The organism is Paractinoplanes tereljensis (genome assembly GCF_016862435.1).
Lineage (GTDB): Bacteria > Actinomycetota > Actinomycetes > Mycobacteriales > Micromonosporaceae > Actinoplanes > Actinoplanes tereljensis.
In genome coordinates, this window is sequence record NZ_BOMY01000001.1 from 111,965 (window position 1) to 126,377 (window position 14,413).

Genomic DNA, 14,413 nt, shown 5'->3' on the forward strand with positions numbered 1-14,413 from the left:
CTCCCGTCGCTACCCTCGCCCTTCCGGCTGAGACGGTCGCACGGCTACGGCACGATCCGGGTTCTGGGGGTGTCGCCCGGCAGGCCTCCGCTGTCGGTCTCGAAGGGGGGCACCGGGGTGCTGGCCGGGGGCGCGTCGTTGGCCGGATAGGCGGTCACCGTCGCGGCTGCGCCTGGCGGCAGCGAGGCGGTTGCGGCTCCGGTGGCGTCCAGGGTCAGCGGGGTGCCGTTCAGGGTGGCTCGGGCGGTGCCCGGTGGGGTTACCACCATCACCTGGTCGGTGCGGTCGTCCTTGCCGTCGGCTCGCATGCGCCAGGCCAAGGGGCGGGTGTCGGCTCCGGCCGCGGGGAGCAGCAGCCGCATGTCCAGGCGGTAGGAATCGGCGGCGCCGTGGATCGCGTATGCCAGCACGCCGCTTCCGGGTCGCCGCAGCGTGAGCACCGCGGCGGTCTGGCCGTTTACCGTGCCGGTCCAGCGCACGCCGATCGTCGTGCCGGTCGTGGTCAGGCGGGCGTCGTTCAGGGCCATCGACGCCCACCTCTGCAGCGTCTGCCAGTCGAAGGTGTGGCCGGCCAGGGCCGCGGTGAGCACCGCCTCGGTCGGTTCGTCCGGGCCGGTCGGGCCGGACCAGGAACCCGACGACGGTCCGTCGTGGAGGGTTGCGCCACCGTCAGTGACCTTGAGGGTTACGCCGGGCTCGACCGGTGCGGCCGGCACCTCCACCTCGGCCAGGCCGGTGGACACCGCCGGTTTCGCGTGCTCGACCCGGCCCGCTGCCGAATAGCTGAAACCGCTGCTCACCGCGATGGTGGCGGACGGCGGTGCGACCACCACCAGGGTGCCGGGCACGTCGGTGTGGCCCTCCATCCACGTCTCCACGGTCTGACCGCCGTCGCCGCGACCCGCCTCGGTCATCCGGCTCGCGGGGGACCCGGCCGGACCCTCGTACCAGACCAGCGCCGTGTCGGTCAGGAAGCCGAACCGCAGCGGCACCCAGGCCAGCGCCAGCCTGTGATTGTGCACGTCAGCGGCGTACACAATCTTGATCTTCTGGCGGGAGGTGATCTCCCAGATCTCGCCCGGGTCCTCGATGTCTTTGATCTCGCGGCGTAGGCCGTCGAGGAAGGCTGTGTCGCCGGCGAGATTGCCGCGGGTGGGTGCGCTGGTCAGCGCGGTCTGCCGGCCGGCGACCGCGATGCCGGGCGCCCAGCCGGGCAACGGGACCAGGCCGGACTGCGCGCCGACCACGGCGACCAGGGCCGCTACGGCGGCCGACAGCCGGACGCGACGGTTGCGCCGGTGGGTTCGCTCGCGCTTGGAAAAACCGGACCAAGGATCTTCCGGTACGGCGACCGCAGTCGCTCCGCTGTTCAGCGCCTCGCGCAGGATCGTCTCGGTGTTCACGCTCAGCTCCCCTGCAGTGCGGTGGTCATGGTGATCTCGTGGTCATTCAGGTGCGCGCGCAGGCGGTCCAGGCCGCGCGACGCCTGGCTCTTCACACTCCCGGCCGAGCAGCCGAGGGCGAAGGCGATGTCGGCCTCGCTGAGGTCCTCGAAGTAACGCAGCACCAGCACGGCCCGCATCCGCGGCGGCAGTTTCCGCAGCGCGGCGAGGACCTGTTGACGCTGGTCGACGCGGCCGTAGGGGTCGCTGACCGGGCCGTCGTCGGCTAGCAGCGGGACCTCACTGACCCGTCTTCGGCGCCGCCAGCTCACCGCCGTGTTGACCATGGCTTTGCGCACGTAGGCGACCGGCGCGTCCATCGTGGACACCTTGTCCCAGCGGCGGTGGGTCTTCTCGAGGGCGGCCTGCACCAGGTCCTCGGCGTGGCCGCGGTCGCCGGTCAGCAGGTAGGCGGTGCGCAGCAGCGGCGCCCACTGCCGTTCGACGAACTCGCGGAAGTCGGATGACATACGAGGTCAACGCCCGTGGATGCCGGAAAGGTTGAGCGGCGTACGCAACGCGCTGAGAACCGCGGTGATCTCGGGGCGCGGGGTGGCGGGCCGGCGGACCGCGGCGGTGATCCGGCGGGTCACCGGCGGATCGAGCGGCCGGGTGGTCACCCGGTAGCGGGGGTCGACGGCGAGGCTGGGCAGCAGCGCGATCGAGCGGCCCTTCTCCACGTGCTGCAACGCGATCATGTAGTTGTTGAAGCGGCAGATCACCTCCGGCTCGAACCCGGCCGCGCGGCACAGCCCGGTAGCCAGCTCGGACATGTAGGAGCCGGTTATGTCGAACGTCCAGCGCTGCCGTTGGCATTTGTCCAGACTTATCGCTTCGTCTCTCGTCATTGGGTGATCGTTTGGCAGGACCAGCACGATCTCGTCCTCGGCGATCGGCACCAGGTCGATGGCCGGGTCGAGCTCGGCGCCGACGAAGTCGCTGGTGGTGATGATGACGTCCACGTCGCCGCGGCGCAGGGCCGGCATGCTCTCGTGCGGTTCCGACTCCAGCAGCACGACCGTGACGTCCGGGTGCCGCTCGGCCAGGGCGGCCACCGCCGGTTCGGCCAGGGAGTGCACCGCGCTCTGGAACGCGGCCAGCCGCACCGTGCCGGCCGGTTCGTCGGCCAGGCCGCGCAGCTCGGCCTCGGCGGCGTCCATCGCGGCCAGGATCTCCCGGGCCCGGCCGGCCAGCAGCACCCCGGCGGCGGTCAGCCGGATCCGGCGGCCGGTGCGTTCCAGCAGCGCGGTCCGGGTCTCCCGTTCGAGCGTGGCCAGCTGCTGGGAGACCGCGGACGGGCTGAGGTTGCCGCGCTGGGCGACCGCCCGGACCGTGCCGTAGGTGGCCAGGTCGGTGAGCAGCCGCAGGCGCCAGGGGTTGAGCGTCATGCCGGGACTGTACGGCTCCGCTTAACAGCTGGGGCAAAAATGTGCGCTGGACGTGATGCTCGGTGGCTTTCTAACGTCATTCCATGACTGATTTCTGGTCCGACGCCGATCGCCACCTGGTCCGCTACTCCGGCGCGGGACGCTTCGTCCCCAAGATCATCGAGCGCGCGTCCGGCAGTTTCGTCTACATCGCCGACGGCCGGAAGGTGCTCGACTTCACGTCCGGGCAGATGAGCGCCATCCTCGGCCATTCACACCCGGCGGTCGTCTCGACGATCCAGCGGCAGGCCGCCACCCTCGACCACCTGTTCAGCGGCATGCTGTCCCGCCCGGTCGTCGACCTCGCCCGCCGGCTCGCCGATTCGCTGCCGGACCCGTTGGAAAAGGTGCTGCTGCTGACCACCGGGGCCGAGTCGAACGAGGCCGCGATCCGGATGGCCAAGCTGGTCACCGGCGGGCACGAGGTGATCTCCTTCGCGCGCTCCTGGCACGGCATGACCCAGGCCGCGGCCGGCGCGACCTACAGCTCCGGCCGCAAGGGGTACGGGCCGGCCGCCCCCGGCAACTTCGCCATCCCCACGCCGAACTCGTACCGGCCCGACTTCACCGCGGACGACGGTTCCCTGGACTGGCGGCGGCAACTGGACTTCGCGTTCGACCTGTTCGACGCCCAGTCGGTGGGCGCGCTGGCGGCCTGCATCATCGAGCCCATCCTCAGCTCCGGCGGAGTGCTCGACCTGCCAGCCGGCTACCTGGCCGCGCTACGCGACAAATGCCACGAACGCGGCGGCCTGCTGATCCTCGACGAGGCCCAGACCGGCCTGTGCCGAACCGGCGACTGGTACGCCTTCCAGCGCGACGGCGTAACGCCGGACATCCTGACCCTGTCCAAGACGCTGGGCGCCGGCCTGCCACTGGCCGCCGTGATCACGTCCTCCGAGATCGAGCAGACCGCCCACGACCGGGGCTTCCTGTTCTTCACCACCCACGTCTCGGACCCGCTCGTGGCCGCCGTGGGCAACACCGTCCTGGACGTGCTGGAGGAGTCCGAACTCGACAAGCAGGCCGCCTCTCTGGGCGCGTACCTCCGGAAGGGTCTTCGGGGTTTGGCCGGGAAACACCCGGCAATCGGCGACGTGCGCGGCCGCGGCCTGCTGATCGGCCTCGAATTAGTCCAGGACCGAGAATCCAAGAAACCCGCGAACGAGCTGGGTACGGCGGTGACCCAGCGCTGCCTGGAACTGGGCCTGCACATGAACGTGGTGCAGCTGCCCGCGATGGGCGGCGTGTTCCGAATCGCTCCCGCGCTGACCTCGACCCACGCCGAACTGGACCTGGGCCTGGAGATCCTCGACCAGGCCCTGACCGAGGTGACGCCGCGGTTCGGTAGTCAGCTTCGGTAGACCACTTCCTCCTGGTCGCACAACACGCCGACACCGTCGGGATGGGCGCCGCCGAGACCGTTGAACTTTCGCCCGGCTGAGCAGGAGCGGTGCCACACCGTCTGCCCGGTGCTCAGGCCGATCGCGTAGACATCGGTCCGGCTCGGGAACGCCACGACGCCGGACCAGCGAATCGCCTTCAGCTGGGTCGAGGTGGTGCCGGCCGAATCCAGGTCGCGGGTCCACACCCCGAAATCGGGATAGCCGACCATGACGGCGATCAGGCGCCAATCGCGCCGGTCCGGCACCCAGCCGGCCACGACGAGTACGCCGGTGTCGTCGCTCGACGTGAACCAGAACCGGCTCGCTGTCGTCCACTGCGTGTCGGCCGGCAGGGTCAGCGTGCCGGTTCGCCGGCCGCGGAGATAGACGGATGCGGTCCGGCAACCGGTCTTGACCTTGCCGTCCAGAGCCAGCACCACATCGTCGTTGTCGCCGCTGCGCTGGATGCCGCACTGAGCCTGGATGGGCCGGTCGTGCTCGTCCACCGCGATGTCGTGTACTTCCGCGTAGTGGACGGCCCGGTCGTGCGCGTGGTGCAGCCAGAGTTCCCGAAGGCCCGGCACGACACTCGCGGCCGACCAGGCCAGGACGACGGCGGTGAAGGCCGCCAGGCCGGCGCGGAACCAGCGGCGCCGGCGCACCCAGTGGGTGACCGCAACCGTCGCCACCAGTGGCGACGTGAACAGGAGGCCGGTCAGACCGGCCGGCCCGGAGTAGCCGAGGCCGAAGTCATAGATTTCCGGAACGCTCCCCGTCGTTCGCCACCAATGGTCAGCGGCTATCGCGCTGATCATGACGGCGACCGCGATGGCCAGCGCGGGGAAGCCCACCATCGGCAACAGCCGGCTAAGGCGACCGGAGCGCGCCGCCTCCGGGAGCGCCACCGGCTCGGCGTTTCCGGCCTCGAGGGACTTGTCGCGCCCGGTTTCCTGCCGGCGGACCTCGTCGCGTTCCGCGCGAGCCGCGTCGTGGGTCAGCACCGCCAGCGCCAGCTGCGCTACTCGCGCGTTCTCGTACCCGGCGGAGTCCGCCGGGACCCGGGCGGTGAGGATGAGGCGCAGCCACCACGTCGGCATGTCGCGCTGCGCTCCGGCCAGCCCGAGCGGCACCTGCATGGCGGCCGCGTCCAGAATCATGGCCAGGAGCTGGGCGACGATCGCCGGTTCGGCGGGATGCAGGCGCGGGGGAAGGTCCGCCACCGCCGCCGTGGCAGCGGGAACCAGCTCGTCCCACCGTTCGGCCGCGGTGCGCAGAACCGCGCAGGCCTTGCCCGGTCCACAGTGGTGAGAATCCTCCCGGCAATTGTGGCGGGAGAACGTACGCAGCATGTTGTGGCGGTACAGCCGGGACACCGAGGCGCGGGCGGCCTCGTCGCCGTCCGCCGCGCGGTGCGCCAGGCCGACCAGGTCGGCGATGGAGATCTCGATGTCGTCGAAGCACGGCGGAAGGTGTGGTGCGAAGGTCGCGATGAAGGTGCTGACGGCGGCCCCGGCCACGGTCTCGTCCTCGGGTGCGCGGCGCAGGATCGTGCGCTCCAGGTTCCGGTCCCGGACGTCCTGACTGATCCACTCGTGCAGAGCGGATCGGGCCTCGTCGGCCCGGAACAGGGCAACCGCCTGGTCCCGATGCCGGGCCATCGCCTCGGCCAGGTGGGTGGGAGTGGCGCGGTCCTCGCGAGCGAAGTGGAAGGGCGGAAACCGGGCGGCGAAGAATCTCGGGGTGCGTGCCATCGCGGCAGCGGGGACAACCGTGGCGTACCTGCGGATGCCCACCGGCCGGCCCGCTGACCGGGCCACCATCAGCGGTGCCTGCAGACCGGCGGCGAAGTACGAGGGCGTCTGCCGGCTGGCCTTGCGGACCTCGTCGAACGCGTACCGGTGCAGTTCGCCGGACTCGATCCAGCCATCCCGGTCGAGGTCGGCCGCCCCGGTACGCAATCCCTCGATCACCACCTCGGTGAACACCGACGGCCGAGGCTCGTCGACGACCACGGATTCGCCCTCGTAGGCGAGTTCGTACTCGTTGCACGCGGTCAGGCACACGTAGCCGCGGGAGATCTCGCCGTCCAGCGGCCGCGGCGACGTCTTGGCGAAGCCGCGGGCGAACGATCCGCTGTAGCAGCAGTCGAGCAGAAGCAGCCGCCCAGCTGCCGCCGTTCGCTCCAGACAGTCGGACACGAACGAGGCGGCGACGGCGGTGCTGGCCGGACGCTGCGCCCAGGTGGTCGTGGTGGCGAAGTGCAGGCGGCCCTGCATGTCCTGCAGACCATGGCAGGAGAAGTAGACAAGCACCATGTCGTCCGGCTGGCGGTCGGACGTCATCTCGTCGAGCATGCGCCGCACCTCGTGGTCGGCGGCGTTCTCCAGCACGGTGACGTCGAATCCGCCGATCGCCGGATCCTCCAGGACCGCAGCGAGACCGCGGACATCCTGCGCCGGCGATCGCAGCTGCTCGAAGTACGAATCCTCGTAGTCGTTGGCGGCCACCAGCAAGGCGTACCGGCCCACCCCTACGCGTCCTGGCCGGTTTTGGCGCGTTCGAGAAAGCTGTCGAGCGCGGTGCGGCCGTCGCGTGCCGATGCCCCGTCGATGATCAGCGTGTCGTCGCCCATCCGCACCTCGATGCGCCGCTTCGCCGATCGCTGCACCACCGCCACCAGCACCTGCGACATCGCCCGCACACCGGCCGCCGAGACGAGCCCGCCGACCACGAGCGAGGTCAGCGAGCCACCGCTCTTGGCCGAGGACACCACACCGGCGTGCATCGGAGTGCAGGCGACACCGGCCATTCGCAAGTCCTCATGAACCTCGCGGAGGAGTCGCGACGCCTCGGGTTCGAGCGCGGGCGCCAGGATCGTCAGGTGCGACTCGGCCATGTGTTCGTCCTCTGAACGGGAGCGTGACTGATCGGCCGCAACGATCGCCGCCCTTCACTCACCGTCACAACGAACTATCCATGATCTGACAGCTTCCTGCTCAAGCCTGGCATTATCGAACACTCAGAGTGATCGGCTCAGCTGACGGTCGTGCAGACGGGTCAGTAGGAGCAGGCTGACGATCGCGCCGACGGCGGCCATCGCCATGTCCCACTGGGTGTCCCAGACGTCGCCCTGGGTGCCGAGGAAGTCGTCGGCGCTGGAGCCGCCGATCAGCGCGGCCACCCACTCGAACAGCTCCCAGATGGCGCTCACTGCCATCACCACGCAGAAGACCAGGGCGCTCAGCCAGCCGCCCGGCCGAAGCGGCGTGCGGCGCAGCAGAATCTCCCGGGCGACGATCGCCGGCACGAACCCCTGGGCGAGGTGGCCGAGCCGGTCGTAGGGGTTGCGGGCCAGCCCGAAGGCATCGCGCACCCAGTCCCCGGCCGGCACCTCGGCGTAGGTCCAGTGCCCACCGATCATCAGGATCAGGGCCTGCGCCAGGATCAGCCGGTAGGCGAGCGGCGTGAGCGGAAACCGCCGGTAGGTCAGCACCAGGACGGGTGCGGCAATGAGGGCCGCGAGCACCTCCATGAACCAGGTACCCAGCGACTTGGCCCCAACCGCCGATGCAACAAGGGCAACGATGCCAACCGCAAGCAGAATCGCCGGTTCCCGGCGACGTGGTGTGTTCACGGCGTACAGCCTCGTCGAGGAAGGCCCGGCCGTCACGGGTATCCGTACTCAGCACAACCGCCGTCGATTTCTACCCCCGATCGATGGATTCAGGGAATAGCCTGATCTCGATCCGTTCCGGGACGTCGGGGGGTTGCCGTGGACGATCGGGGCCACAGCCCGTGGGAATACGACGTTTTCCTGAGCTATGCGCGCCTGGACGACAGTGATTCAGGCATTGTCACGGCGGTGGGCCAAGAGCTGACCAGGCAGTTCCATCGGATCTCCGGGCGCCCGCTGACAGTCTTCAAGGACGCGGACGCCATCACCACCGCCACCATCTGGCGGGATCGCCTGGAACTCGCGCTCGAGCGGAGTGCCCTCCTCATCGCCTTCGTGAGCCCCTCGTACCTTGCCTCCCCCTGGTGCGCACGAGAGTTCGACAAGTTCGCGGCGCTGGAGGAGAGCCACCGCGACCGATTCGAGCTCGCCACCTACGAGTCGCGGATCTTTCCGATCACGACTGTTCCGATCGTCCTGACCGGTGGCGAGCCGGTCGATGTCGAGGGACGGCACAAGCTGCTCAGTCGCCGGCAGGCCATCGACATCACGTCATGCTCCCCGGACAGTTCCGAGTTTCGGGAAACGATGGAGCGCCTCGCCAAGGACGTGGACATCATCCTCCGCCGGCTCGGCGCCATCCGGCGCACGACCCGGGAGCCGGAGCACGAGGTGCCGATCGTGGCCACTCACACGGGCTCCGACCAGGCTCGCATGACCGCGCTGCTCACCGAGGCGGACAGCGTGACCATCGTCGGCGTGACGAACTCGTGGCTGCCCGAGTGCCTGGAACAGGCTCTACACGGCCGACCGAGGTTCTGGGACCGGCTCGACATCGTCTTCCTCGGCGAGGAGGTCCTGCCCTATGTCAACGACGAGCTTTCCGCCGATTTCCCGGTGCCCGCGCAAGCACTGAAAGAACGCACCAGACGGGCCGGGCAGGCCAAGCGCCGGATCATGTCCCTGCTGCTGCGGGAGGGAGCTGCCGGACACTGGAGCCTGCACTCCCACCCGTTCGCCCTGCCGTTCACCGGGAACCTGTTCGTCTTCCGGGACGGCCGCCGCCGCGTGCAACTCGGCGTCACGCGTCCTACCCGCAGCGAGAGTGACAACCTGCGCATCGACTTCATCGACCGGTTCGACCAATCCTTCGAGGCGATCTTCAGTGAGATCGTCAATGCCAGCCGGGAAGAGCACGAGGTGATCCTGGTCGGATCCCCGGGACGAACCAGTGATCACTTCCTGTGTCAGTCCGCGAGGTTTCGGCGCAGCATTCTGGAAGGTGGGAACAGCACCACGGATTGGCTTCCCGCCGTCGTCGCCATTACCTGGCGGATCGGCCCGTCCGGTCCGGAGCCGTTGCTTCAGCTCAACTCCCCCACGAACTCGACACGCGAGATGGGGAAAGTCTCGCACGTCAGCGGCTACATCAATCAACTCGACCATTCGGCTTCGACCGGCGTCAGCTCGGACATCGCGGGTTCATTCGAGATCTCCTGGGGCGAGGCCGAATCCGCCGTCCGCCGCGAATTGCAGGACGATTTCGGCATCACCGAGGCACCAGCTCCGCAACCGCTGACGACCGTCCCCTTCTACTACCACGACAAGGAAAACTTCGTCTTCTATCTGTTGACCCAGCAGATCTCCAAGGCGACGGTCTTCGGTGAGCACACTCGCATGTTCGGCTGGACTCCAGCGGACCTGATGCGCATTCGACAGAACCAACTCCTGACGCGAGTCATCGAAGTATTCGATCACCCCATGTCCGCAGAGCAACGTCGCCGCACCCTGCGCTTGCTCTTGGCGAACCTGGAGGTGCACGGCGAGACCGAGACCGCGCGGCTGGTCAGACGCTACGGGAAACTGAACGCCGCGCCGGCGGAACTGGTGGAGGCCGTCGCGAGAAGGGTCGCCGCCACGACCCACCACCGGTACGTGAAAGGGACGGAGATCCGGGTCTCCGGAATCGCGGGACTCCAATATCGAGTGTTCTTCTCGCATCTCCTGCCGGCGTATGTCGGCCTCGGGGTCGAAGGCGCCACTGAGATCCTCGCCGACATTCGCTCGGACGAGAGCGCCGATGCCATCCGGCTGGCTCGTCTGGGATGGGACGTCGACGCGGTGGAACCCACCGCGGCCGGAGTTGGAAAGATCAGGAATTTCGCCGTCGATGCCGCCGCCCAGGTGAGCGTGTTTCAAGGCGACGTGCTGACGTGGGATTACCCGGACGAGGGATACGACCTCATCGTCTGCAACGGGGTCCTGCACTATGTTGCTGACAAGCTCACCGCGTGCCGGCGATTGCAGCAGGCGACCCGGATCGGTGGGGTCAACGCCTTGTCGTTGTGGAGCGACTACTCGCCCGTCCCGGCGTGTCACGAGATCGTTCCAACCTACCCGGACGGGGAGTACGGCGCGGTGTACCGGTCCTACCAAAGCTGGGACAAATCGCTCTTGTACTTTGAGCGGAGGCGAGCGGAAATGGGCCACGACGACATGCCCGAACACACCCACAGCTTCGTCAAGATGCTCGCCCGCAGAACGGCCGAGAACGCCGCTCTCTGATCAATCCCTGGCAGACCGAAAGAAGGACACATTTCATGAGCGGACTTCGGGACGTGGTCAATGAGGAGGATGAGGTTGTCGGACAGGCCACGAAGGAAGAGGTCGCGGCCCGGTCGCTCATCTGCCGCGTGTCTTTCATCATGCTTGCCAATGATCGGGGCGAGCTTCTCCTGCACCAGCGGGCCGCGACCAAGAAGACATACCCGCACTACTGGTCAGGTGCTGCCGCCGGCCACCTGGATGCCGGCGAGTCCTACCTGGAGTGCGCTCTGCGGGAAACCAAGGAAGAGATCGGCATCACCGTCGACCTGGAGGAGATCGGCCGTTTCTACTCGGCGCCCGACCGGGAGATGGTCGGCGTCTTCCTGGGGCATTTCAACAACCTCGACGACCTGACGATCGAGCCCTTGGAGGTCGAGAAGGTCGAGTTCTTCAGCCCCGCGCGCCTGGAGCAGGAGCGACCGACGATGAAGGTAACCAGCTACGTCGAGCGCTCCATGCCCCTGGTGCTGCCACGCTTGCGGCCGCCGGTGGTATGACTGTCGGCATGGCAGACAAGACGATCATTGCCCTTCGGGAGGCTGCGGCCTCCTACGCTGAGGCCGTTCGCACCACCCAGCGCTTCTTTGACCGGCTTGAGGACTCCGCGGACCCCTCGGCCCTGGTGGAGTACGCCACCCTGGTCGAGCGGGAGAAGGAAGCCGAGCAGGTCCGCCTGGAGGCTATCGAGGCGGCCGGCTTCGAGGTGCCCAGCATCGATGAGAGCGACCCCGACAACTGAGATCAAATCCGGCCAGATAACTGAGTGAACAGTTCCGGAACCATACTGGGGTGCCGGAACCGGTTCCGTCCTGGAAGACTGCCGGTTGTTAGCGTTCCACTGACCGTGCCACCGCGGTCGTGATGACCGGAGGCACGAGTGCCCGCTGATCTCCCGTACCGGGATCCAGCCCTGCCCGTCGACGAGCGGGTCGCGGATCTGCTTGCCCGGATGACCTTGCCGGAGAAGGTCGGGCAGATGCTTCAGCTGGACGCCCGCAACGATGTGAAGGAGATCGTCAGCGAGCAGCTGGCCGGCTCGATCCTGCACACGTCGCCGGCGAAGATGCTGGAGGCGATCGACCTGGTCGCCAAGACCCGGTTGCAGATTCCGCTGCTGACGGCGGAAGACTGCATTCACGGTCACTCGTTCTGGCCGGGGGCCACGATCTTCCCGACGCAGCTGGCGATGGCGGCGACCTGGGACCCCGCTCTGATCGAGCGGGTCGCCCGGGTCACCGCCGTCGAGGTGGCCGCGACCGGCATCCACCAGACCTTCTCCCCCGTCCTGTGCATCGCCCGTGACCTGCGCTGGGGCCGCACCGACGAGACGTTCGGCGAGGACCCGTTCCTGATCGGCGAGCTGGGTGCGGCGATGGTCCGCGGCTATCAGGGCGGCGGCCTGTCCGACCCGACCGCGATCCTGGCCACCGCCAAGCACTTCGCCGGTTACTCGGAGACGCAGGGCGGCCGGGACGCCAGCGAGGCCGATATCAGCCCGCGCAAGCTGCGCTCCTGGTTCCTGCCGCCGTTCGAGCGGGTGGCCAAGGAGGGCTGCGAGGTCTTCATGCTCGGCTACCAGTCGATGGACGGGGTGCCGATCACCGCTAACAAGTGGCTGCTCAACGACGTACTGAAGAAGGAATGGGGTTTTTCCGGCACACTCATCACCGACTGGGACAACGTCGGGCGAATGGTGTGGGAGCAGAAGGTCTGCGCGGACTACGCGGAGGCGGCCGCGCTGGCGGTGAAGGCCGGCAACGACCTGATCATGACGACGCCGGGCTTCTTCGAGGGCGCCCAGGAGGCGGTCGAGCGCGGGCTGCTGGCCGAGGAAGACATCGACGAGGCGGTCCGCCGGATCCTGCGGCTCAAGTTCCAGATGGGACTCTTCGAGGACCCGCGGGCACCCGACGCAGCGCGGCAGGAGATCATCGGCAGCGACGCCCACCAAGGCCTCAATCTCGAGGTCGCCCGGCGCTCACTCGTGCTGCTGCGCAACAGCGGGACGCTGCCCATTCAAAAAGCCACCTTCAAGCGCATCGCGATCATCGGCCCGAACGCCGACGACGTCTCCGCGCAGCTCGGCGACTGGGCCGGCAACTCCGGCCAGGTCGACTGGATGCCCGACGGCCACCCCCGCGAGCTGACCGAGACGGTCCTCGACGGCTTCCGCGCGGTCGCCCCGGAACGCTGGGACATCACGCACGCCCGCGGCGCCGACATCGAACGGCTCGTGCCCGACCCGGAGGGTGACACCTATCCGGACGGTCAGCCGCGGCCGCCGATCTCGCAGGGCGCGCCGGTCGACGACCACCTGATCGACCTGGCCCGGGCCGAGGCGATCCGGGCCGACTACGCGGTCGTGGTGGTCGGCGACACCGTCAACCTGACCGGCGAGCACAAGTCGACCGCCACCCTGGAGCTGCAGGGCGGCCAGATCGCCCTGCTCAACGCGATCGCGGCGACCAAGACCCCGATGATCGTGGTGCTGCTGAACTCCAAGCCGTGTGTGCTGCCGGAGTCGGCGATGAACGCGGCCGCGATCGTCCAGGCCTTCAACCCGGGCATGCGCGGCGGCCGCGCGATCGCCGAGCTGATCCTCGGCGAGATCGAGCCGACCGGCCGGATGCCGCTGTCGGTGCCACGGCACGTCGGCCAGCAGCCGGTCTACTACAACCAGATCCGCGGCCAGCACGGCACCCGTTACGCCGACCTGACCCAGGACCCGCTGTTCGTCTTCGGCGAGGGCCTGTCCTACAGCCCGGTGCGGTATGAAGATCTGCTGGTCTGGACCGAAGAGGATCGGGTCCGGGCGACGGTCACCCTCAGCAACGAAGGCGCGAGGCCGTCCTTCGAGACCATCCAGGTGTACGTCAGTGACCTGGTCACCAGCGTCACCTGGGCGGTCCGCGAGCTGAAGGCGTACAAGCAGGTCACCGTGCCGGCCGGCGAGACCGTGACGGTCGAGCTGGAGTTTCCGGCGTCGGCCTGTTCGCTGGTCACCGCGGACGGCCGGCGGGTGGTCGAGCCGGGCGACTTCGAACTGCAGGTGGGACCGTCGTCGCGCGAGCGCGACCTGCTCAAGGCCGCTTTCCGGCTCAGCTGACCTTGGCGGCGGCCAACGGCCGAAGATCAAATCCCAGGCTTTTGTACGCCGTGACAGCCGCGACATTCCAGTAGTCGGCGAGAAGCGCGACGCGGGTGCGCCCGGCCGCCAACTCGTTGGTGACGTAAGCACACACCGCCTGGGCCAGCCCTTGGCCGCGCATCTCGGGGTGGGTGACGACCCCGGCCAGGAACCCGACGGCCGGGGTCGACCAGGCGTCCGCCGCCGCCGCGACCAGGGTGCCGTCGCTGTCGTGCAGTCCGGCCCAGCGGTGCACGCCGCTGCCGCCGGGCCGCGCGTACGAGTCCGGGAAATAGGCGTCGATCATCGCGGTCACCGCGGGCAGCTCGTCGTCGAACAGCCAGCGCCCGGCCTGTTTCCGGTCGACCGGCCCGGTGACCTCCATCCAGGCGAACCGGCCGGCCACCTCCAGCCCGTCCACCCGCTCGGCCACGTCGGTGACCAGGTCTTCCCGGCCGATCGGGCGGTAGGTCGCGCCCACGTCCGGGAACACCTCGTCGCACAGCAGGGCGGCCACCTCGGCCGGATCGCCGTGAATCGCGATCCGGTCCTTGGTGCACAGGTCGGCGCAGGCGACGGCCATCGCGCCGGGCCGGATCCAGAATCGCGCCCCCGGCTGGTCGGCCGCCCACAGCAGCACGGGGTCGTCGCTGTCGTGGAGCATTAGGCCATGTTGACATGATCTGGCACCGTCACGGGTGTGCCGCTCCCGTACCTGGTCTTTCGCTTCTCCCGCCGCCTCGTGCTGGCCG

Annotated in this window: 12 protein-coding genes; 5 read left to right on the forward strand and 7 right to left on the reverse strand. The window is 68.6% G+C overall.

Features of this window, described 5'->3' with window-relative positions; genetic code table 11:
- Positions 1–44: 44 nt before the first annotated feature.
- From Ate02nite_RS00480 to Ate02nite_RS00490, 3 genes are read right to left on the reverse strand one after another with little or no spacing between them, the layout of a single operon-like run.
- Entirely contained in the window at positions 45–1,403 is a 1,359-nt protein-coding gene (locus Ate02nite_RS00480; protein WP_203797292.1) for a hypothetical protein, read from the reverse strand.
- A 2-nt stretch (positions 1,404–1,405) separates the two neighbouring features.
- On the reverse strand, positions 1,406–1,912 hold the full coding sequence (locus tag Ate02nite_RS00485; protein ID WP_203797294.1) for a SigE family RNA polymerase sigma factor: 507 nt from the start codon (positions 1,910–1,912) through the stop codon (positions 1,406–1,408).
- A 6-nt stretch (positions 1,913–1,918) separates the two neighbouring features.
- Positions 1,919–2,830, reverse strand: a complete 912-nt coding sequence (locus tag Ate02nite_RS00490; protein WP_203797296.1) for a LysR family transcriptional regulator — start codon at positions 2,828–2,830, stop codon at positions 1,919–1,921.
- A gap of 83 nt (positions 2,831–2,913) precedes the next feature.
- Here Ate02nite_RS00490 and Ate02nite_RS00495 point away from each other — a divergent pair, with 83 nt between their 5' ends.
- On the forward strand, positions 2,914–4,233 hold the full coding sequence (locus Ate02nite_RS00495; RefSeq protein WP_203797297.1) for an aspartate aminotransferase family protein: 1,320 nt from the start codon (positions 2,914–2,916) through the stop codon (positions 4,231–4,233).
- On the opposite strand, the gene Ate02nite_RS00500 is transcribed toward Ate02nite_RS00495, so the two are convergent.
- From Ate02nite_RS00500 to Ate02nite_RS00510, 3 genes are all read right to left on the reverse strand, one after another.
- Positions 4,221–6,782, reverse strand: coding sequence for a caspase family protein (locus Ate02nite_RS00500; RefSeq protein WP_203797299.1), 2,562 nt, complete (start codon positions 6,780–6,782; stop codon positions 4,221–4,223). The genes Ate02nite_RS00495 and Ate02nite_RS00500 overlap by 13 nt on opposite strands.
- 2 nt (positions 6,783–6,784) lie before the next feature.
- A complete protein-coding gene (locus Ate02nite_RS00505; protein ID WP_203797301.1) occupies positions 6,785–7,150 on the reverse strand; it encodes a hypothetical protein in 366 nt (121 codons plus the stop codon).
- Between the two features lie 123 nt (positions 7,151–7,273).
- Positions 7,274–7,924: a DUF2238 domain-containing protein gene (locus tag Ate02nite_RS00510; protein ID WP_498370476.1), complete on the reverse strand. Its 651-nt coding sequence runs from the start codon at positions 7,922–7,924 to the stop codon at positions 7,274–7,276.
- A gap of 102 nt (positions 7,925–8,026) precedes the next feature.
- Between Ate02nite_RS00510 and Ate02nite_RS00515 the strand changes: the two genes are divergently transcribed.
- From Ate02nite_RS00515 to Ate02nite_RS00530, 4 genes are all read left to right on the forward strand, one after another.
- The gene (locus Ate02nite_RS00515) at positions 8,027–10,492 is read left to right on the forward strand and encodes a TIR domain-containing protein (protein WP_203797303.1); all 2,466 of its coding nucleotides are present in this window, start codon (positions 8,027–8,029) and stop codon (positions 10,490–10,492) included.
- A gap of 35 nt (positions 10,493–10,527) precedes the next feature.
- Entirely contained in the window at positions 10,528–11,031 is a 504-nt protein-coding gene (locus Ate02nite_RS00520; protein ID WP_203797304.1) for an NUDIX hydrolase, read from the forward strand.
- An 8-nt stretch (positions 11,032–11,039) separates the two neighbouring features.
- On the forward strand, positions 11,040–11,273 hold the full coding sequence (locus Ate02nite_RS00525; protein ID WP_239147028.1) for a hypothetical protein: 234 nt from the start codon (positions 11,040–11,042) through the stop codon (positions 11,271–11,273).
- 138 nt (positions 11,274–11,411) lie between these two features.
- Positions 11,412–13,640: an exo-beta-d-1,3/1,6-glucosidase gene (locus Ate02nite_RS00530; protein ID WP_203797306.1), complete on the forward strand. Its 2,229-nt coding sequence runs from the start codon at positions 11,412–11,414 to the stop codon at positions 13,638–13,640.
- On the opposite strand, the gene Ate02nite_RS00535 is transcribed toward Ate02nite_RS00530, so the two are convergent.
- On the reverse strand, positions 13,633–14,325 hold the full coding sequence (locus tag Ate02nite_RS00535; RefSeq protein WP_203797307.1) for a GNAT family N-acetyltransferase: 693 nt from the start codon (positions 14,323–14,325) through the stop codon (positions 13,633–13,635). The two genes, Ate02nite_RS00530 and Ate02nite_RS00535, sit on opposite strands and share 8 nt — an antisense overlap.
- Between the last annotated feature and the right edge of the window lie 88 nt (positions 14,326–14,413).

What these genes read in the sequence shown, in the direction of transcription:
- Ate02nite_RS00520 (WP_203797304.1), top strand. Translation starts at nt 10,528, where the DNA reads ATGAGCGGACTTCGGGACGTGGTCAATGAGGAGGATGAGGTTGTCGGA.
- Ate02nite_RS00485 (WP_203797294.1), bottom strand. Translation starts at nt 1,912, where the DNA reads ATGTCATCCGACTTCCGCGAGTTCGTCGAACGGCAGTGGGCGCCGCTG.
- Ate02nite_RS00535 (WP_203797307.1), bottom strand. Translation starts at nt 14,325, where the DNA reads ATGCTCCACGACAGCGACGACCCCGTGCTGCTGTGGGCGGCCGACCAG.
- Ate02nite_RS00495 (WP_203797297.1), top strand. Translation starts at nt 2,914, where the DNA reads ATGACTGATTTCTGGTCCGACGCCGATCGCCACCTGGTCCGCTACTCC.
- Ate02nite_RS00490 (WP_203797296.1), bottom strand. Translation starts at nt 2,830, where the DNA reads ATGACGCTCAACCCCTGGCGCCTGCGGCTGCTCACCGACCTGGCCACC.
- Ate02nite_RS00505 (WP_203797301.1), bottom strand. Translation starts at nt 7,150, where the DNA reads ATGGCCGAGTCGCACCTGACGATCCTGGCGCCCGCGCTCGAACCCGAG.
- Ate02nite_RS00525 (WP_239147028.1), top strand. Translation starts at nt 11,040, where the DNA reads ATGGCAGACAAGACGATCATTGCCCTTCGGGAGGCTGCGGCCTCCTAC.